The 15,097-nt window shown below is 64.7% G+C and carries 16 protein-coding genes and 1 pseudogene; 1 reads left to right on the top strand and 16 read right to left on the bottom strand.

Going from position 1 to position 15,097, the window contains the following annotated elements; genetic code table 11:
- Nucleotides 1–85: 85 nt before the first annotated feature.
- The 7 genes and pseudogenes from CH295_RS14780 to CH295_RS14750 all read right to left on the bottom strand — a co-directional run.
- Entirely contained in the window at nt 86–187 is a 102-nt protein-coding gene (locus CH295_RS14780; protein ID WP_003402602.1) for a 30S ribosomal protein bS22, read from the bottom strand.
- 218 nt (nt 188–405) lie between these two features.
- On the bottom strand, nt 406–642 hold the full coding sequence (locus CH295_RS14775; RefSeq protein WP_008713658.1) for a helix-turn-helix domain-containing protein: 237 nt from the start codon (nt 640–642) through the stop codon (nt 406–408).
- A gap of 127 nt (nt 643–769) precedes the next feature.
- Nucleotides 770–1,585 carry a pyrroline-5-carboxylate reductase gene (proC, locus tag CH295_RS14770; protein WP_094741128.1) on the bottom strand — a complete coding sequence of 272 codons (816 nt, stop codon included), beginning with the start codon at nt 1,583–1,585 and terminating at the stop codon, nt 770–772.
- Nucleotides 1,586–1,603: 18 nt separating this feature from the next.
- Nucleotides 1,604–2,461, bottom strand: a complete 858-nt coding sequence (locus tag CH295_RS14765) for a thioesterase family protein (RefSeq protein ID WP_037186938.1) — start codon at nt 2,459–2,461, stop codon at nt 1,604–1,606.
- A 22-nt stretch (nt 2,462–2,483) separates the two neighbouring features.
- The gene (locus CH295_RS14760; RefSeq protein WP_037186935.1) at nt 2,484–3,326 is read right to left on the bottom strand and encodes a sugar phosphate isomerase/epimerase family protein; all 843 of its coding nucleotides are present in this window, start codon (nt 3,324–3,326) and stop codon (nt 2,484–2,486) included.
- Between the two features lie 12 nt (nt 3,327–3,338).
- Nucleotides 3,339–4,508 carry an Rv0497 family membrane protein gene (locus tag CH295_RS14755; RefSeq protein ID WP_094741127.1) on the bottom strand — a complete coding sequence of 390 codons (1,170 nt, stop codon included), beginning with the start codon at nt 4,506–4,508 and terminating at the stop codon, nt 3,339–3,341.
- A pseudogene (locus tag CH295_RS14750) lies at nt 4,505–4,744 on the bottom strand (Ppx/GppA phosphatase family protein); the annotation flags it as partial. The pseudogene CH295_RS14750 and the gene CH295_RS14755, both read right to left, overlap by 4 nt.
- Before the next feature lie 114 nt (nt 4,745–4,858).
- On the opposite strand from CH295_RS14750, the gene CH295_RS14745 reads away from it, so the two are divergent.
- Complete coding sequence (locus CH295_RS14745; protein WP_170945923.1) at nt 4,859–5,611, top strand: DUF3109 family protein; 753 nt, start codon at nt 4,859–4,861, stop codon at nt 5,609–5,611.
- A 67-nt stretch (nt 5,612–5,678) separates the two neighbouring features.
- On the opposite strand, the gene CH295_RS14740 is transcribed toward CH295_RS14745, so the two are convergent.
- From CH295_RS14740 to CH295_RS14700, 9 genes are all read right to left on the bottom strand, one after another.
- Entirely contained in the window at nt 5,679–6,368 is a 690-nt protein-coding gene (locus tag CH295_RS14740; RefSeq protein WP_032393874.1) for a winged helix-turn-helix domain-containing protein, read from the bottom strand.
- Entirely contained in the window at nt 6,365–7,537 is a 1,173-nt protein-coding gene (locus CH295_RS14735) for a sensor histidine kinase (protein ID WP_037186927.1), read from the bottom strand. The genes CH295_RS14740 and CH295_RS14735 overlap by 4 nt, the downstream gene beginning before the upstream one ends.
- A gap of 137 nt (nt 7,538–7,674) precedes the next feature.
- A complete protein-coding gene (locus CH295_RS14730; protein WP_037186924.1) occupies nt 7,675–8,430 on the bottom strand; it encodes a phosphoglyceromutase in 756 nt (251 codons plus the stop codon).
- The gene (locus tag CH295_RS14725) at nt 8,427–9,569 is read right to left on the bottom strand and encodes a low temperature requirement protein A (RefSeq protein WP_094741200.1); all 1,143 of its coding nucleotides are present in this window, start codon (nt 9,567–9,569) and stop codon (nt 8,427–8,429) included. Before CH295_RS14725 ends, CH295_RS14730 begins: the two co-directional genes overlap by 4 nt.
- Nucleotides 9,570–9,797: 228 nt before the next feature.
- Nucleotides 9,798–10,199 carry a hypothetical protein gene (locus CH295_RS14720; RefSeq protein WP_094741126.1) on the bottom strand — a complete coding sequence of 134 codons (402 nt, stop codon included), beginning with the start codon at nt 10,197–10,199 and terminating at the stop codon, nt 9,798–9,800.
- Between the two features lie 19 nt (nt 10,200–10,218).
- Nucleotides 10,219–10,785, bottom strand: a complete 567-nt coding sequence (locus CH295_RS14715; protein WP_252342048.1) for a DUF3558 domain-containing protein — start codon at nt 10,783–10,785, stop codon at nt 10,219–10,221.
- 84 nt (nt 10,786–10,869) lie between these two features.
- The gene (locus CH295_RS14710) at nt 10,870–12,060 is read right to left on the bottom strand and encodes a lipase family protein (RefSeq protein ID WP_230596130.1); all 1,191 of its coding nucleotides are present in this window, start codon (nt 12,058–12,060) and stop codon (nt 10,870–10,872) included.
- Between the two features lie 56 nt (nt 12,061–12,116).
- Nucleotides 12,117–13,868, bottom strand: a complete 1,752-nt coding sequence (locus tag CH295_RS14705) for a CocE/NonD family hydrolase (protein ID WP_094741124.1) — start codon at nt 13,866–13,868, stop codon at nt 12,117–12,119.
- Nucleotides 13,865–15,073 (bottom strand): lipase family protein, encoded by a 1,209-nt coding sequence (locus CH295_RS14700; RefSeq protein ID WP_094741199.1) that lies wholly within the window; start codon nt 15,071–15,073, stop codon nt 13,865–13,867. The genes CH295_RS14705 and CH295_RS14700 overlap by 4 nt, the downstream gene beginning before the upstream one ends.
- Between the last annotated feature and the right edge of the window lie 24 nt (nt 15,074–15,097).

Below are 15,097 nucleotides of genomic sequence, written 5' to 3'. Positions count from 1 at the left end.
GGTGAGAAGCAAAGCCCGTTCTTCGAACGGAAGAAGCCCGCCACCGATGGTGACGGGCTTCCTCGTGAAGCAAATGACGGCAGGCTTATTTGCCGAGTTTCCTGCGCTGCACGCGGGTACGACGAAGCAGCTTGCGGTGCTTCTTCTTCGACATGCGCTTGCGACGCTTCTTGATCACTGAACCCATGCGGGTGTCCTCACGTTCTTCTCTAGCGTTTTCGCGCACGCCGTTTGCGTACGCCTACCTGACAACCAAGCCCAAGGGCCTCGAGCCAAAAGCCTTGGTCACCGAGCTGGCGCTGGGGCCACGTACTCGCCCACGGCTGCACACCGGCTGGCTGGCACGACGAGCGCCAATCCTACCGGTGTGAACCAGGACTTACGAAACCGGCCCCACGTGCACTACTAGCCTGCGTCGAAGTACGAGGTCTCGAGATAGTCGTGGACCGCCTTGGCGTGCACACGAAAAGATCGACCCACTCGTACAGCGGGCAATTCTCCGCCGTGCACCAGCCGGTACACGGTCATTTTCGAAACCCTCATCAGCGTCGCCACTTCGGCGACCGTGAGGAACTGCGTTCCGGCCAGAGCCGGTTGACCGTCCGGGGACGAACCCTTGGACGGCTTGTTTATAGACGCCATCAATCCACATACCTCCGGCACGTCTCATGCGGCAGGCTTCCCCTCCTGCCGAACAGACACGCACGTGCTGCCCCCGAGCCTATAGGGACAGATGGGGTTACTGCGACGGGTGTGGGGAAAAGATTTTTTATTCTGCTGTGATGCCCATCTCAATGGATCGGGCATTTGCGGCACCGAGGGCATCGAAAAACGCTGCTCGGAGGCCTTTTCGCTCCAGTTCACGGACCGCTGCGGCGGTGGTTCCGCCCGGAGAAGTCACCGCATATCGGAGCTCGCTCGCGCTCTCGTCGGAGCGATCGAGCATCGCCCCCGACCCCACCATCGTCTGAACCACGAGCGCCGACGCCACGTCGCGGGTCAATCCAAGGCCCACTCCCGCGTCGATCATGGCCTCCGCCACCAGGAAGAAATAGGCCGGACCCGACCCGGATACCGCCGTCACGGCGTCGAGCTGATGTTCCTTGACCACGACCACCTTGCCGACGGCCGAGAGGATCGAACGGACCAGTTCGAGGTGCTCGGCGCGGGCGTACTTGCCCGGTGCCAACACGCTGACGCCCTCGCCCACGAGCATCGGGGTGTTGGGCATGACCCGAACCACCGGGAAGCCGGCGGGCAGCTTGGGCTCGAACTTGGCGGTGGGGACGCCTGCGGCCAGGGAGACGATGAGCTGTTCGCGATCGCCGTCGAGCTCGATCTTCGTGATCTCGGTCAGTGCCGTCTCGACGTCGGCCGGCTTGACCGCCAGCACGATCACGTCGGCACCCTCCGATGCATCGCCGACGGAGGTGGTCAGCACACCGAATTCCTTGGCGATCTCCTTGGCGCGGGCCTCGGACTTCTCGGCGACCACCAGATCGCGCACTGCGTGGCCGGACTCGAGGAGTCCCGCGATCAACGCCTCACCGATCCGTCCGCCGCCGATCACTGCAATTCTCGTCATGCGAACAAGCCTGCCATGTCAGTTCGAGCGCGGCACCATCGCCAACTGTCTGCTCTGCACCACGACGGCACCGGTGGAATCGAGCACAACGTGGTCCTCCTCGAACCAGGTGCTGCCGATGACGGTGCTGGTCGCCGCCACGCGCAGCCAGCCCGGTGCCGGACGGCGGCGCAGATAGGTCGTCAGCTGCACGGTCGGAGCCCAACCGAACATTCCGCGGTTCATGGTCACCGGAGCCGAGATGTCTCCGGTCATCAGAGCGAACAACACCGCCGTGTCGACGTCGGCCTCGTCGCCCGCGAAGGGTCGCACCCACAATCGAATTTCCGCCTCGCCCTGCTTACCGGTCAGGAACGACGCCGAGGACTCGTCGATACGCATCTCGCAGCCCTTGGCCACGTGCACGATGGACGCCATCGGATGATCGCCCGCAACCGCAAGGGTCTCCGCGGGCGGCTCCACGGCCATGGACGCCAACGACGTCGGCGTCTCGTGGTGAGGGTCGTCGGAATCGGGACGACCGAGGGTCACCACCGCCCGCACGGCAACGCGTCCGGCCTGGGTGAGTTCGACGTCGACGTGCGAGACCTGGCGACCGCGCTTGCGCACCACCGTCGTCAGCGCGACCTCGCCGGGATCGGGAGCGGCCAGGTAGCTCACGCTCACCGCGAGCGGCTGGATCTCGGCCTGATCCGGGTCCGTCGCGACGATGTGCTTGCGCGCTGCTGCCGCGCAGACGGCGAGCATCACGCCGCCGTGCACCTTCGGACCGATGGTCCAGGTGGAGTCGATCGCGCCCGCGAAGGACGCGGTGTCGGCGGCCACCTCGAGCGCGGTCAGGGTGGTGGCGGCTGTGAAGGGGCTGGCAGAACTCATTCCCGACAACTTACCGGCGGCATCAGGACAGGTGTGCGCGGGCGAACTGCAGTGCTTGTCCGAGCATCGAGGAACGCTCGGGGACCGTCCGCGCGTTCTGTGTGTTGATCTCGATCACTGCCTGACCCTCGAAGCCGCGGCGTACCAGTTCGGTGCACACCTCCACGCAGGGCTGACTACCGTGGCCGGGGATCAGGTGCTCGTCGACCGATGCGCCCCGGCCGTCGGCCAGATGCAGGTGCGCGATCCCCTCGCCCATCCGGTCGAGCATCTCGAGCGCGTCCGAGCCTGCGGTGGCCGTGTGCGAGAGGTCGAGCGTGTAGTGACCGTGGCCGACGTCCGTCGGGTCGTACGACGGCGAGAACGCCGACAGTGCTGCGCCCGGCCCACCACGTCGTTCGAGTCGCTGCGCGGATTTCTCCTTGCGCCCGAAGAAGCGGTCGGCGCGCATGGGGAACATGTTCTCGACCGCGACCACCACGTGCGAGTTCGATTCGAGTTCGGCGACCTGATCGGCGAAGCCGTCGCTGTACTTGCGCTGCCACCGGAACGGTGGATGCACCACGACCGTCGCCGAGTCCAGCTTCTCGGCCGCCTCGACCGAGCGGGTGAGTTTGGCGACCGGATCCGATCCCCACACTCGCTGTGAGATCAGCAGACACGGCGCATGGATGGCCTGCACCGGAATCGAGTACTCCCGGGAGAGCGCGGCCACCGCGTCGACGTCCTGGCTGACGGACTCGGCCCACACCATCAGTTCGATGCCGTCGTACCCGAGCTCCGCCGCGTAGCGGAACGCCGCCTCGGTGTTCTGCGGGTAGACCGAGGCCGTGGACAGTCCCACCCGAATTCGCTTCGCGCCCATCGGAGTGCCGACTCAGCCGGTACTGAGCTGGAAGGCGAGCGGACCGAGCGTGACGAAGACACCGACGGCGATCGCGATGACGATCGATATCAGATCGTCGGTGCGTCGCAGAATCCTCACCACCGCGACGAGCCCGACGATGACCAGCACCGACAGCACCAGAGCGACCCACGGCAACACGTCCCACAGTTGCTCGAAGCCCTTGAACAGCAGCGCGCCGACGGCGATCGACACCACTGCCTGACCGATCAGCACCAGCCACTGCCGGACGGCACCGCCCTTGCCCTTGACCGCTGCTGCCCGGCGGTCGGTGCGCGAGGCCGCAGTCGCGCTGTCGGCCTCCGTGTCCGACGCGGTTTCGGTGTCGGGCTCGACGTCGGTCGTGGTCTTTTCTTCGTCGTCGATCTCCGGCTTCACGAGATCGACGGTCTCGGTGGCGGCGGCCGCCTGGACCTCCGTCGGCTCGTCGGTCGAGATGTCCTTGTCGGCAGACCCGGCTTCTTTGTCGTCGGCGCGTCGGATGCGCGGGGACACCGCGGTCTTGGCCACGTCGTCGACGTCGACGAGCGCTGCTCGCGGAGCGACGTCGGTGTTCGGCTCGGCCACCTCGACCTGCCGCGATGCCCGGAATCCCACAGGCTTGCGGGTCCGTCCCTGCTCGGCCGGGGTGGATCCGTACGGGAGCCGATCCGGCGTCGGCGTCGAGGGCGCAGCCGGACGCTTGGCGCGTTCGGTGTCGTCGTGCGAACGGTTGAGCAGGTCCCCGGCAACCGTGGTGGAGCCGGACAGCAGCTCCGGCTCGGGCTGTTGCTTCTCGCGCTTGCCTGCCGGTTGGAACGGGGTGGGGCGAGTGGTCTGCGGCCGGGCCGGTTGCGGCCGGGAGGAGCCGGCGGCGGGTGCGTCGTCCTCGGGCGCATCGCTGCTCTGCGGCGCTGCCGGGGCGACGTCGGGGGTCTCGGGCTCGGACGCGTCGGGAGCCGGGGTTTCGACCACCAGGGCGCTGCGGTTGCCGGGCTCGTCCCGAACGACGGGGATCTCACCGGTCAGCTCGGCGACGGAGATGCCGCCCTTGACGCCACGGCGACGGCGACCGCCTGCGCTCAGGTTCGTCTTCTGACCGTTTCGGGCCAGCAGCTCGGCAACCGAGATCTGTCCGGTGTCCTCCGGGTTGGTGTCGCTCATCTCGAACTCCCCACCAGATCGCCGTCGGTTTCGGGGTCCAGCTTCCTCAACATCAAACCTTCCTTCAGCGCCCACGGGCATATCTCGAATGACTTCGTTGTCGATGCCCGCATGCTCGCCTCCGCTACCAGAGCCCCGGCCACCCGTTGTGGCGACCTGTCGGCGCTGACACGTTCCAATTCTGCACGGTCGGCCGTCATGATCCGCGATACGAACGCTACGAGTCGCCTCGAGCCCGCGTCTGCACCGACGTCGAGCACCCCTATTCGCACATGCCCACGGTACTGGGTCTACCGTCGACGTTTGTGACATCAGGTCGTGAGCAGCAGTCGTTCGCTGCAGAGGTCGAGATGGATTTCCCTCGAGAATGGGTCGAGTTCCCCGACCCCGACAATTCGGAACATCTCATCGCTGCGGATCTGACGTGGTTGTTGTCCAACTGGACCTGCGTGTTCGGAACTCCGGCATGTCAGGGAACCGTCGCGGGCCGACCCGACGACGGTTGCTGCTCCCACGGCGCGTTCCTGTCCGACGATGACGACAAACGCAAGCTCGACGAGTCGGTGAAGTTGCTCACTCCGCAGGATTGGCAGCTCATGGACAAGGGTCTCGGCAAGAAGGGGTACGTCGAATACGACGATCTCGACGACGAGCAGTCGCTGCGTACGCGGCGCTACAAGGGTGCCTGCATCTTCCAGAACCGTCCCGGGTTCGAGGGCGGAATCGGGTGCGCGCTGCATTCGATGGCGCTGCGCAAGGGCATCGAGCCGCTCGAGGTCAAGCCCGACGTGTGCTGGCAGCTGCCGATCAGGCGCACCCAGGACTGGGTGACGCGGCCGGACGGCTCCGAGATTCTCAAGACCACGATCGGCGAGTACGACCGACGCGGCTGGGGCGAGGGTGGTCTCGATCTGGACTGGTACTGCTCGGGCTCGCCCGATGCGCACGTCGGATCGAAGCAGGTGTTCGAGTCCTACAAGCCGGAACTGACCGAGCTGCTCGGTAAGGCCGCCTACGAGGAATTGGCGTCGCTGTGCAAGCGTCGCCGTGGTCTGGGTCTGATCGCGGTGCATCCCGCCACCCGTGAGGCGCAGCGCCGATAAGTGCCTCCGGCAGTGGTGTGGTCATGTGCCCTGGAGAGCACTCGACCGCACCACTGCGCGCAGCGCACTACCCCTCGAGCTTGTAGCCCAGTCCGCGCACTGTCACCAGGTGTTCCGGCTTGGCCGGATCGGATTCGATCTTCGAGCGCAGTCGCTTGACGTGCACGTCGAGTGTCTTGGTGTCGCCCACATAGTCGGCTCCCCACACCCGGTCGATCAACTGTCCGCGGGTCAGTACGCGACCGGAGTTGCGCAGCAGGTACTCGAGCAGATCGAATTCCTTGAGCGGCAACGTGATCTGCTCGGATCCGACCATCACCACGTGGCGTTCGACGTCCATTCGCACCGGTCCGGCTTCGAGCACTCCGGTGTCGACTCCACCGTCGACCTCGGCGTCGGAGCCGCGTCGCAGAACCGCGCGGATCCGGGCGATGAGTTCGCGTGCCGAGTACGGCTTGGTGACGTAGTCGTCGGCACCGAGTTCGAGCCCGACGACCTTGTCGATCTCACTGTCGCGTGCGGTCACCATGATCACAGGAACGCCTGAACGCGAACGCAATTGCTTGCACACGTCGGTTCCGCTCATGCCCGGAAGCATGAGGTCCAGCAGCACGATGTCCGCCCCTGCGCGATCGAATTCCGCGAGTGCCGACGGTCCGTCTCCGACGACCGTGGCCTCGAAACCTTCCTTGCGGAGCAGGAAGGCCAGTGGATCGGCCAACGACTCTTCGTCTTCCACGATCAGAACGTTGGTCACTGATTCTCTCTTTCTGTAACCGAAGCGTCGTCTTCTTCTTCGAAGTACGCAGGGATCTGGAGGGTGAAGGTGGATCCGGTGCCCAGCTTGCTCCACAGCGAAATGCTGCCGTTGTGGTTGGCTGCGACGTGTTTGGCGATGGCCAGGCCCAGGCCTGTGCCACCGGTTGCCCGCGACCGAGCTTTGTCGACGCGGAAGAATCTCTCGAAGACGCGTTCCTGGTCTTCCTTGGCGATGCCGATGCCGCGGTCGGTGACGGCGAACGCGACGTTGTCTCCGCGCAGGGCGCGGCTCACCGACACCGGAGCACCGTCCGAGGAGTAGGCGATGGCGTTCTGAATGAGGTTGGCCAGGGCCGTCACCAGCAGCGCTTGATCGCCGAGAACTTCGAGGCCGCTCGGGTGGTCGGTGGTGACGAAGATACCGGCGTTCTCGGCGGCGAGTTTGGATCGGTCCATCGCCTCGTTGACGACGGTGTCGACGTCGACGACCTCGAGGTCGGGGAGCTTCTCTGCACCCTGCAGTCGCGAGAGGGCGATCAGTTCGGTCACCATGTTGCCGAGCCGTTTGGATTCGGCGACGACCTTGCCGCCGAAGTGCCGGACGGACGCCGGATCATCGGCCGATTCGAGCAGCGCTTCGGCCAGCAGGCTCATCGCGCCGACGGGCGTCTTGAGTTCGTGGCTGACGTTGGCCACGAAGTCCCGACGCGTCGCCTCCATCCGGACCTGCTCGGAATCGTCGTCGGCGAAGAGCACCACGAACCGCTTGTCTTCCTTGCTCAGCAGGCGCGCGACGCAGCGGACGGCGATCTTGTCCCGGCCGGTTCTCGGGTTCTTCGAGCTGAGGTCGACTTCGACGGGGTTGCCGTCGGCGAGGACCTTGAGCGCGGCATCCCAGGCCCGGTCGTCGATCAGACGGTTACGCACGAGCCCGAGCTCCTCGGCTCGCGGATTCGACAGCACGACGTCGTGAAATTGGTCGACGACGGCGATGCCGCTCTCGGATGCGAGGACGATCAGGTCCAGTACCTGCGACATCGTGAGCCCGGACGTGGCTCGGCGGCGCTCCGAGTGTCGGGTGTTGAGGTAGGGAATCAGAACACCGCCGACGAGGTATCCCACGAAGGCCGCGGCGATAGCCAGTAGTACGGCCGATGCAACACTCACACCGGAATCGTACGTTCGATGGACAGCTCACATACGCAGGGTGCAGGCATTTCCCTGGTCGTCATAGTCCCCGTCGGCAGTGTTCTTCGATCGTTCACCTGCAGTTACGACAAAACGTCGGTTCGAGCGCCGTAGAGCTACTTACCGCCCTGGTTTGCCACGGCAGCTGCACCTGCGGCCGCTGCTTCGGGATCGAGGTAGGTGCCGCCCGGGTTGGTGGGCTTCAGCTTGCCGTCCGACTCGGTGAGGTCGTACTTCAACGGAATGCCGGTGGGGATGTTGAGTTCGGCGATGTCCGCGTCGGAGATCTCGTCGAGGTACTTCACCAGCGCACGCAGCGAGTTGCCGTGCGCGGCGACGAGGACGTTCTTGCCTGCCTTCAGATCGGCGACGATCGTCTCCTCGAAGTACGGGATCAGGCGCTCGACGACGTCGGCGAGGCATTCGGTCAGCGGAACGCTGTCCAGGTCGGCGTAGCGCGGATCGGCGTCCTGGCTGTGCTCGCTGCCGACCTCGATGGGCGGCGGCGGGGTGTCGTAGCTACGACGCCACAGCATGAACTGCTCGTTGCCGTACTTGTCCTTGGTCTCGGCCTTGTTCAGTCCCTGAAGCGCGCCGTAGTGCCGTTCGTTCAGACGCCAGTCGCGGACGACGGGGATCCAGTGCCGGTCGGCAGCGTCGAGCGCGAGGTTGGCGGTGCTGATCGCGCGACGCAGCAGCGAGGTGTACAGCAGGTCGGGCAGGATGCCCGCCTCGGCGAGGAGTTGGCCGGCGCGCTTGCCCTCGGCCTCGCCCTTCTCGGTCAGTCGCACGTCCACCCAACCGGTGAACTGGTTGGACGCGTTCCATTCGCTCTCGCCGTGACGAAGCAGAATCAGTGTTCCGATACTCATGTGGCCAGTTTCTCATGCTCCGCGTCTCTTGGCCCGCGTGCGACCAGGACTCCGACGACGACGATCATGACGACTGCGGTGAGGGTGATCGGGATGGGAATGATCGGGTCGAACAACACGAGTAGGGCGCCCAGCGGAACCGCGATGTTGACGATGCGGTCCGCGTGGGCGCGAATAGCGATCAGCCAGACACCGAGGACGAATATCGCAATCGGCACCGTGACGGTGAACGACGCGGCGACGTCGCCGAGCTTGCTGTGCTCGGTCAATACGTCGATCTCGACCTCGATGCCGGCCGAGAACGCACCCGCTGCCGCGAAGATGAAGTAGTGCGCGTAGCCGTAGACCACCGAGTTGCCGAACTGGCCGATCGCCCGGTGATGCGGGGGCCAGAAGTAGATCCACCACAGGCTCGCGGTGACGACAAGGGTGAGGACGGAGATCGAGATCAACGGTGCCAGGGCGGTCTCGTCGTGTATCGCTTCGATGATCGCGTTGGCCGACGCGAGTAGGGATTCGCCGAGCAGAATCAGCGTGAACAGTCCGTAGCGTTCGGTGATGTGGTGGGGATGCCAGGGTGTGGTGCCGTTGCGTTCGGCGATCAGCGGCACCGACATCTCGACGCCTGCGAGTACGACGAACACGATGACGGCTGGGGTGCCGTCGAGCAGCAGGGCCCAAAGAATCCACAGAACCTGCACTCCCGCAATGCCTGTCGCGTAGGTCAGCGCAGTCTTCCTCAGTTCGGGACTTTTCGAGGCGCGGACCCATTGCGTCACCATCGCCACGCGCATCACCACGTAACCGAGCACCACGATGGCAAAATCCTGGTCCACGAACGCCGATTCGATTCCGGCGGCGAGCACCAGAACACCGGCCATCTGCACGACGGTCAGCGCGCGGTACAGCCAGTCGTCGTTGTCGAAGGACGTGGCGAACCACGTGAAGTTCATCCACGCCCACCAGATGGCGAAGAACACGAGTGCATAACTGAGCAGACCGTCGGCAAGGTGGTTCTCGGTGAGCGCGTGATGGAGTTGCACCGCTGCGATACTCACGGCCACCACGAACACCAGGTCGAAGAACAATTCGAGTGGACTCGCGGCCCTGTGCGGCTCCTCGGGATCACGCGGTCGCATCGGCACCAGACGAGCTGCGAAGTTGTTCACGATCGCAGACTAAGTCATCCGATTCGTCAGTGTTGTCTCGATTGTGTTGCCGGAGTTGGTGTTACGGACAATTCGGACAGTGTTCGATGGTATGCCGCAAGGATCTACGGGACCTCACACCCTTTTTGCCGACCGAGCGCCTGGGTTCACGTCATAGCGGGGGTGTGAGGTCGAGAAATGGGGTGTGAGGTTGCGAACTCACTCCCCCACGCCCGCCCCGATACCTCCGATCCGAGCGCCCACACTCCGATCGAGCTCTTCGGTCTCGACGAAATAGCGTCGAAACACCGACCGCATCAATTGAACGACCTCGATGTGTTGCCTGATCACGACGGCCGCCGACCCCTCTTCCCCATCGGCAAGTCGCTTGAACTTGCGACCCAGCTGTCGAGCCGAAGGAAGGGTGCCGAATGCGTCGAGATCCACGAGAAATTTGGTCTTCCCCAACATTTCGGCAAGATGGTCGATGTAATCAGCGCAGACCTGATCACACTGGGCAGCAACGCTCTCCGGGATCTCCATCAACCCTGCCTCGGCACGTTCCGAGAGGTTTTTCCAGAACTGCATCGACTCGAATAGATCGCCGTTCTCTGATGCCATCGAACCCCTACCTTTCGATCTACCGTGCCCGCGCCGGTAGGTTGGCTTGCAAAGATTCCGTAACTCGACCGATTTCAGAACACGGTTCGCCTCGGGGCTCGCGCCCCGCCCTACCGTCGAGAATGAAGTACACAACCCCTCCGTGAACCTCGTACGCAACACCGCAGCTGACCTCTTCGTAACTCGCAGTTCGCCGAAACTGCACTGCACCAGCACTATCGGGCGAGGTGAAGTCACCGAACTGCTCGTTCGCCTTCAGATAAGCGAGGTCGTGGAGAGAGGAGAACACTCCCAGGAAATACCACGATTCGGGATCAGGGTCCGTCCAGATGCAGGTCTTCCAATCGTCGGACAGTGGCGCGTCTCCGAACAGGTTCGTACTTTTGCTGCCCACATCCAATCCCGCCGCCGCGACGGCACTGTCCGGGATGGTGCAGGGATCCCATGGCTCGTCCGCCACCGGCGTCGCAACCACCGAGCTCGTTGCCGGCTCTGCGACCGGCGCACCCTCCGTCGCCCCGCCGCATCCCGCGACGAACAGCACCACGCCGACCGCTCCCGCCACCCACCACCGGGTCACGCTCACACCACTCCCCTTCGTCGAACCCACCCACCCCCTTGGACGCAGCGAACATCGCCTTGGTTCCACAACGTCACCACCGAGAGAGGATCAGCCGCAGTTCGACGGTGCCGGCTCACCTCGGAATCGTGCGTCCACGTAGGCGTAGGCGTCGGGCAGACCGACGAGCGATCCGCTGAAGTGCTCGGCAAGCGGATAGGCCCGAAACTGGACGGTGGCTCCGGCCGCACAGTATCGGTCGACCGTCTCCTTCACAGGCGCAAACGGGGTGATGAAGTCGTTGACCCCCTGCCACATGTACACCGGGGCCGTGGGCACGCCCGGGTAGTCCACCAAGCTGTTCTTCTTCAACACCGCCTGCGCGGAGGGCAACGACGCGATGTCCACGTTCGAGAGATCGCGCGCACTGCGAAACGCTCCTCCGACGATGATGCTGCGCCTGCACTCGTTGCTGACGCGATCCCGCAACGCCAGGCCTGCCGCATTCAGGTTCTCCGAGACGGGAAACTCGGTCGGGTATTCACGCTCGAGCCCGAGTGATGCCGCGAGTGCCATTCCGAACGCGGGGTGCGGAATCGGGCTGTAGCCCAGGTTCTTCGCGATCAATTCGAGGTCGGCCGGAATACCGCCCTGCACGGTGGCCACGATGTTCAGCTCCGGCGCATACGTCGGTGCCATGGCTCCGGCCCACGAGGTCGCCAGTGCGCCACCGGAGTAACCGAGCAACGCGACCGGGCTTTCCTTCAGCGGCAATTGCTCGAAGTTCTGCACCGCCCGAACTCCGTCGAGCGTCAACCGACCCTCGTACTCCGCTGCCCCGTAGGCACCGTTCGGGCCGAGGTAGTCCGGAACTGCGACAGCCCAGCCGCGGGCGACCATGCCGAGGTACAGGCTCGGAGCCTCACCGATCTCGTACGTGAAAAGGCCATGCGACGGAGCACATTTGACACCCAGAGCATTGATCACGGCCTGGTACGACACCAGTGGCGTTCCCGCACCTCTACCTCGGGGCATCAGCACAGTGGTCACCGCGGCAACGGGAGCACCTGCGGAGTTGGTCGATCGGTACTTGAGTTGCCAGATGTCGGTGTTGGGGTACATCCATGCGTCGGCCCGACGGCTGGCGAGGATGTCACCCGGCGCATGATCGGCTATGTCGGCCGGTGCAGCGTAGAAGACGTCCGGATCGGGGATCGTCGGCGCGGGGGCTGCCGAAGCTGTTGGCCCCGTTGCGAACAGGGACGCACACAGTGCCACGAGGGTGAAACCCAGGGCAGACATTCTTCTTTTCAAGGCGAGCCTTTCGGTGATTTCTGATCGATCGCCACGGCACTGCGTCACGGCGTTACGGGTAGGGAGAACTGATTGATCGGATCCGTCGAGGAGAAGGTGACGTCCGCCGGGCCGGGTCCACCGGCGAACGACGGATCGGACGCGGTGATGTCGACGCCGATGCGATGGCCACGGTCGAATCGATGGACGATGTTGGGCAGCGAGATCGTCACCGGGTCCGAGGATCCGGTGAGCACGGCGGGTGCGACGAGCCCGTGAATCGGACTCCGCGCACCGTTCGGTGCGACGTCGAGCACGGTGACGAAGACCGTCGCAGGCCCGGACACCGTGGGGCTGATGGACAGCTCCGGTGCGCCGACCACGTCGACGGGTTCGGCGAGCGGCGCGGTAGTCCAGGTCGCGGCAGAACCGGGTAGCGAGACCCGCGGCACGGGCAATTCGGCCGCGAGATTCGGGAGTCCGAACGTGGTGGGCATCGACGCACCTGCACCCCGAATCGTTTGCGTCCACGCACCGTTCGTCGAGTCACCCACGGAAAGCGATCCATTCGACAAGAAGAACGTGCGGCGGGCACCGACAGGAAATATCTCGGATTCGACGTAGGCCGGCGACGCGACGCCGGTGTAGGGCACCCAGTCCCTGAAGTAGGTGAATGCGGGTCCGCGGTCGACGTCTCGATCCTTGAGGAGTCGGTCGAGCCAGTTGCCCACGAGGGCCGCTTCGTGCTGAGTGAACGGGTCGGGCGCCTTGATGTCGAACTCGCCGGGAGCACCCTTCCGATCGTTGTGTCCCCAGGAGTGCCAGATCATCGACGTTTCCACCCCGCGCGAACGCAAGGTCTCGTAGGTGGCCGCTGCCTCGTCCAGACCGAACAGCGAATCCTTCTGCCCCTGAGTGAGCAGAACCGGAACGCTGACACGATGGAGATAGTCCACGGGTGAGACGTGCCGCATGGCCGCCAGAGTTTCGGGGGCCGGTTCCCGGTTCGCAGCGAACGCGAGTGCCGCGTCGCACACCCACTGGGCATAATTCGGGCAACCCTCCGCCCGCGCCGGATCGACGGCGTAACCGGACGGGCCGGCCAGTACCGCACCGGCCGCCAGGAATGCCGAGCCGAAGATGCTCTTGACCGGCCCCACCGGCAGTCGGCCGGTCGCCTCCGGCGCCAGCGAACGCGACAGATCGTTCCAGGTGATCATCGATGCAACCGTGTCCAGCCGCGAATCCATCGACGCAGCGGCCAATCCTGTTGCGCCGGCGTAGGACCCACCGAGGTAGCCGACACGTGGATCACCTGGTCCATCCAGCCGAACCACATCGAGCGCCGGGGCAGCCGTCGTCCGCGCAGGATCGGTGAACACACCGCCGTTGTCGCCGGCGAGATAGCCGATGAGCGACGACGCAGCGATGCCGTCGTAATCGGGATCCGCGAAATAGATCTTGCACGTCGAGCCACCGAAACCCAAGGCCGAGTATGACAGAACAACGTAGCCGTGCGTCGCGAATCTCGCCGCGGCACCCGCTTGGTCGTCCTTGGATCCGCCGAAACCGTTGCTGGTCAGGATGGCCGGAGCCCGGTTGTCCGGTCCCAGACCATCTGGGACGTAGATGTCGCCCACGACGGTGCAGTGTCGATCCCGCTCAGGTCCCACCACGACGTCGAAATATCGAGTCTGCACCGAGAAGTCGCCGAACGATTGCGGGGCCAACACCGGAAGGTCCGCGGCGTGAGCAGGCGTGGAGGCCACGACCAGAGCTGTGGTCGCGGCCACCACGGCGGGTGCGAGCCGTTTCATCGGACGCAGTTGGTCGGCGGTGCGACACCCCGAAACCTGTTGTCCAGGAATGTGAGCGCAGCAGGAAGACCCTCGAACGCCGCCTGAATGTGCTGCGGAGCATGAACGACGTCGAACTGCAGAGTCGCCCCACTCGCGCAGTACCGAGCAGCAGTGTCTCGCAACGCACCGATGGGAATGAGCGGGTCGTTGTCGCTTCCCCACAGCAGCGTGGGTGCAGTGGGAACTCCTGGATACTTCACCAAACTGTTTTCGTCGATGATCTGCTGCGCTTCCGGGCTGTCCACCAAGGACGTAGTGGTCGAGACCGCCAGTGCGCTCTTGAAGGCTCCGGTAGCAAGGATCACCGGGGTGCACGCGTTCGAGACCTGATCCCTCAACGCGAGTCCGGTGGGATTGAGCTGAGCCGTGATCGGTAGACGGTCGGGGTACTCGCGTTCGAGTCCGAGAGCGGCGGCAAACGCGAGCCCGAATGCCTGATGCGGCGCAAAGCCCAACGCACGAGCGATGTTGTCCAGATCGGCCGGCACCCCTCCGGCTGCGGCACCGACGATGTTCAGCTCGGGTGCATAGCTCGGAGCGAGCGCCGCGGCCCAGGCCGTCGCCATTCCGCCACCCGAATACCCGGCCATTCCGACCGGACCGGCCGACAGCCCGAGTTCGGGAACCCGCTGCGCGGCGCGAATTCCGTCGAGGGTGATTTGTCCGCCCAACCTGGCTGCACCGTAAGCACTCTGGGGTCCGAGGTGGTCCGGCACAGCGACCGACCATCCACGCACCAGTGCCAGGTTGAGAAACTCACGCTCCTGCACACCGGTCGTCGGATCGGCCCCGAACAACGATTCCGACGGTGCGCACTGCAACCCGAGCGCGTTGACGAACGGCTGATACGACAGCAGAGGCCCACCGGGTACACGGTTCGCAGGCGCGAGAACTGTTGCCACAGCCGCGATCGCATCTCCTCGGGAATCGGACGACCGATACTGGATCTGCCAGATGTCGGCCCCGGGATACAACGGACTCGAAAAACGCCTGGTGCCAACGACATCACCGTTCTCGGTCCCGGACAGATCCGGCACCGATGCGTACAAGGTGCCGGGTACCGGTGTCGGACCGGTGGGCGCAGCCGACGCGTGCGGTGCAACGACGAACGACATCGACATCAGCCCGACCACGAGTGTCGAGGTCACGAGGGTACGAAGCATGCTGTAACTCTTCTCGATTTCGAT

Origin of the sequence: Rhodococcus sp. 14-2483-1-2 (assembly GCF_002259405.1) — a bacterium.
Taxonomy (GTDB): Bacteria; Actinomycetota; Actinomycetes; order Mycobacteriales; family Mycobacteriaceae; genus Rhodococcoides.
The sequence above is the reverse complement of the archived record's forward strand: the minus strand, read 5'-3'. Positions and strand labels throughout refer to the sequence as shown.

Bases quoted from the DNA above. Each gene is read 5' to 3' on its own strand.
- CH295_RS14700 (WP_094741199.1), bottom strand. From the start codon at position 15,073: ATGCTTCGTACCCTCGTGACCTCGACACTCGTGGTCGGGCTGATGTCG.
- CH295_RS14745 (WP_170945923.1), top strand. From the start codon at position 4,859: ATGGATTTCCCTCGAGAATGGGTCGAGTTCCCCGACCCCGACAATTCG.
- CH295_RS14730 (WP_037186924.1), bottom strand. From the start codon at position 8,430: ATGAGTATCGGAACACTGATTCTGCTTCGTCACGGCGAGAGCGAATGG.
- CH295_RS14710 (WP_230596130.1), bottom strand. From the start codon at position 12,060: ATGTCTGCCCTGGGTTTCACCCTCGTGGCACTGTGTGCGTCCCTGTTC.
- CH295_RS14780 (WP_003402602.1), bottom strand. From the start codon at position 187: ATGGGTTCAGTGATCAAGAAGCGTCGCAAGCGCATGTCGAAGAAGAAG.
- CH295_RS14765 (WP_037186938.1), bottom strand. From the start codon at position 2,461: ATGAGTTCTGCCAGCCCCTTCACAGCCGCCACCACCCTGACCGCGCTC.
- CH295_RS14705 (WP_094741124.1), bottom strand. From the start codon at position 13,868: ATGAAACGGCTCGCACCCGCCGTGGTGGCCGCGACCACAGCTCTGGTC.
- CH295_RS14720 (WP_094741126.1), bottom strand. From the start codon at position 10,199: ATGGCATCAGAGAACGGCGATCTATTCGAGTCGATGCAGTTCTGGAAA.
- CH295_RS14760 (WP_037186935.1), bottom strand. From the start codon at position 3,326: ATGGGCGCGAAGCGAATTCGGGTGGGACTGTCCACGGCCTCGGTCTAC.
- proC (WP_094741128.1), bottom strand. From the start codon at position 1,585: ATGACGAGAATTGCAGTGATCGGCGGCGGACGGATCGGTGAGGCGTTG.
- CH295_RS14755 (WP_094741127.1), bottom strand. From the start codon at position 4,508: ATGAGCGACACCAACCCGGAGGACACCGGACAGATCTCGGTTGCCGAG.
- CH295_RS14725 (WP_094741200.1), bottom strand. From the start codon at position 9,569: ATGCGACCGCGTGATCCCGAGGAGCCGCACAGGGCCGCGAGTCCACTC.
- CH295_RS14775 (WP_008713658.1), bottom strand. From the start codon at position 642: ATGGCGTCTATAAACAAGCCGTCCAAGGGTTCGTCCCCGGACGGTCAA.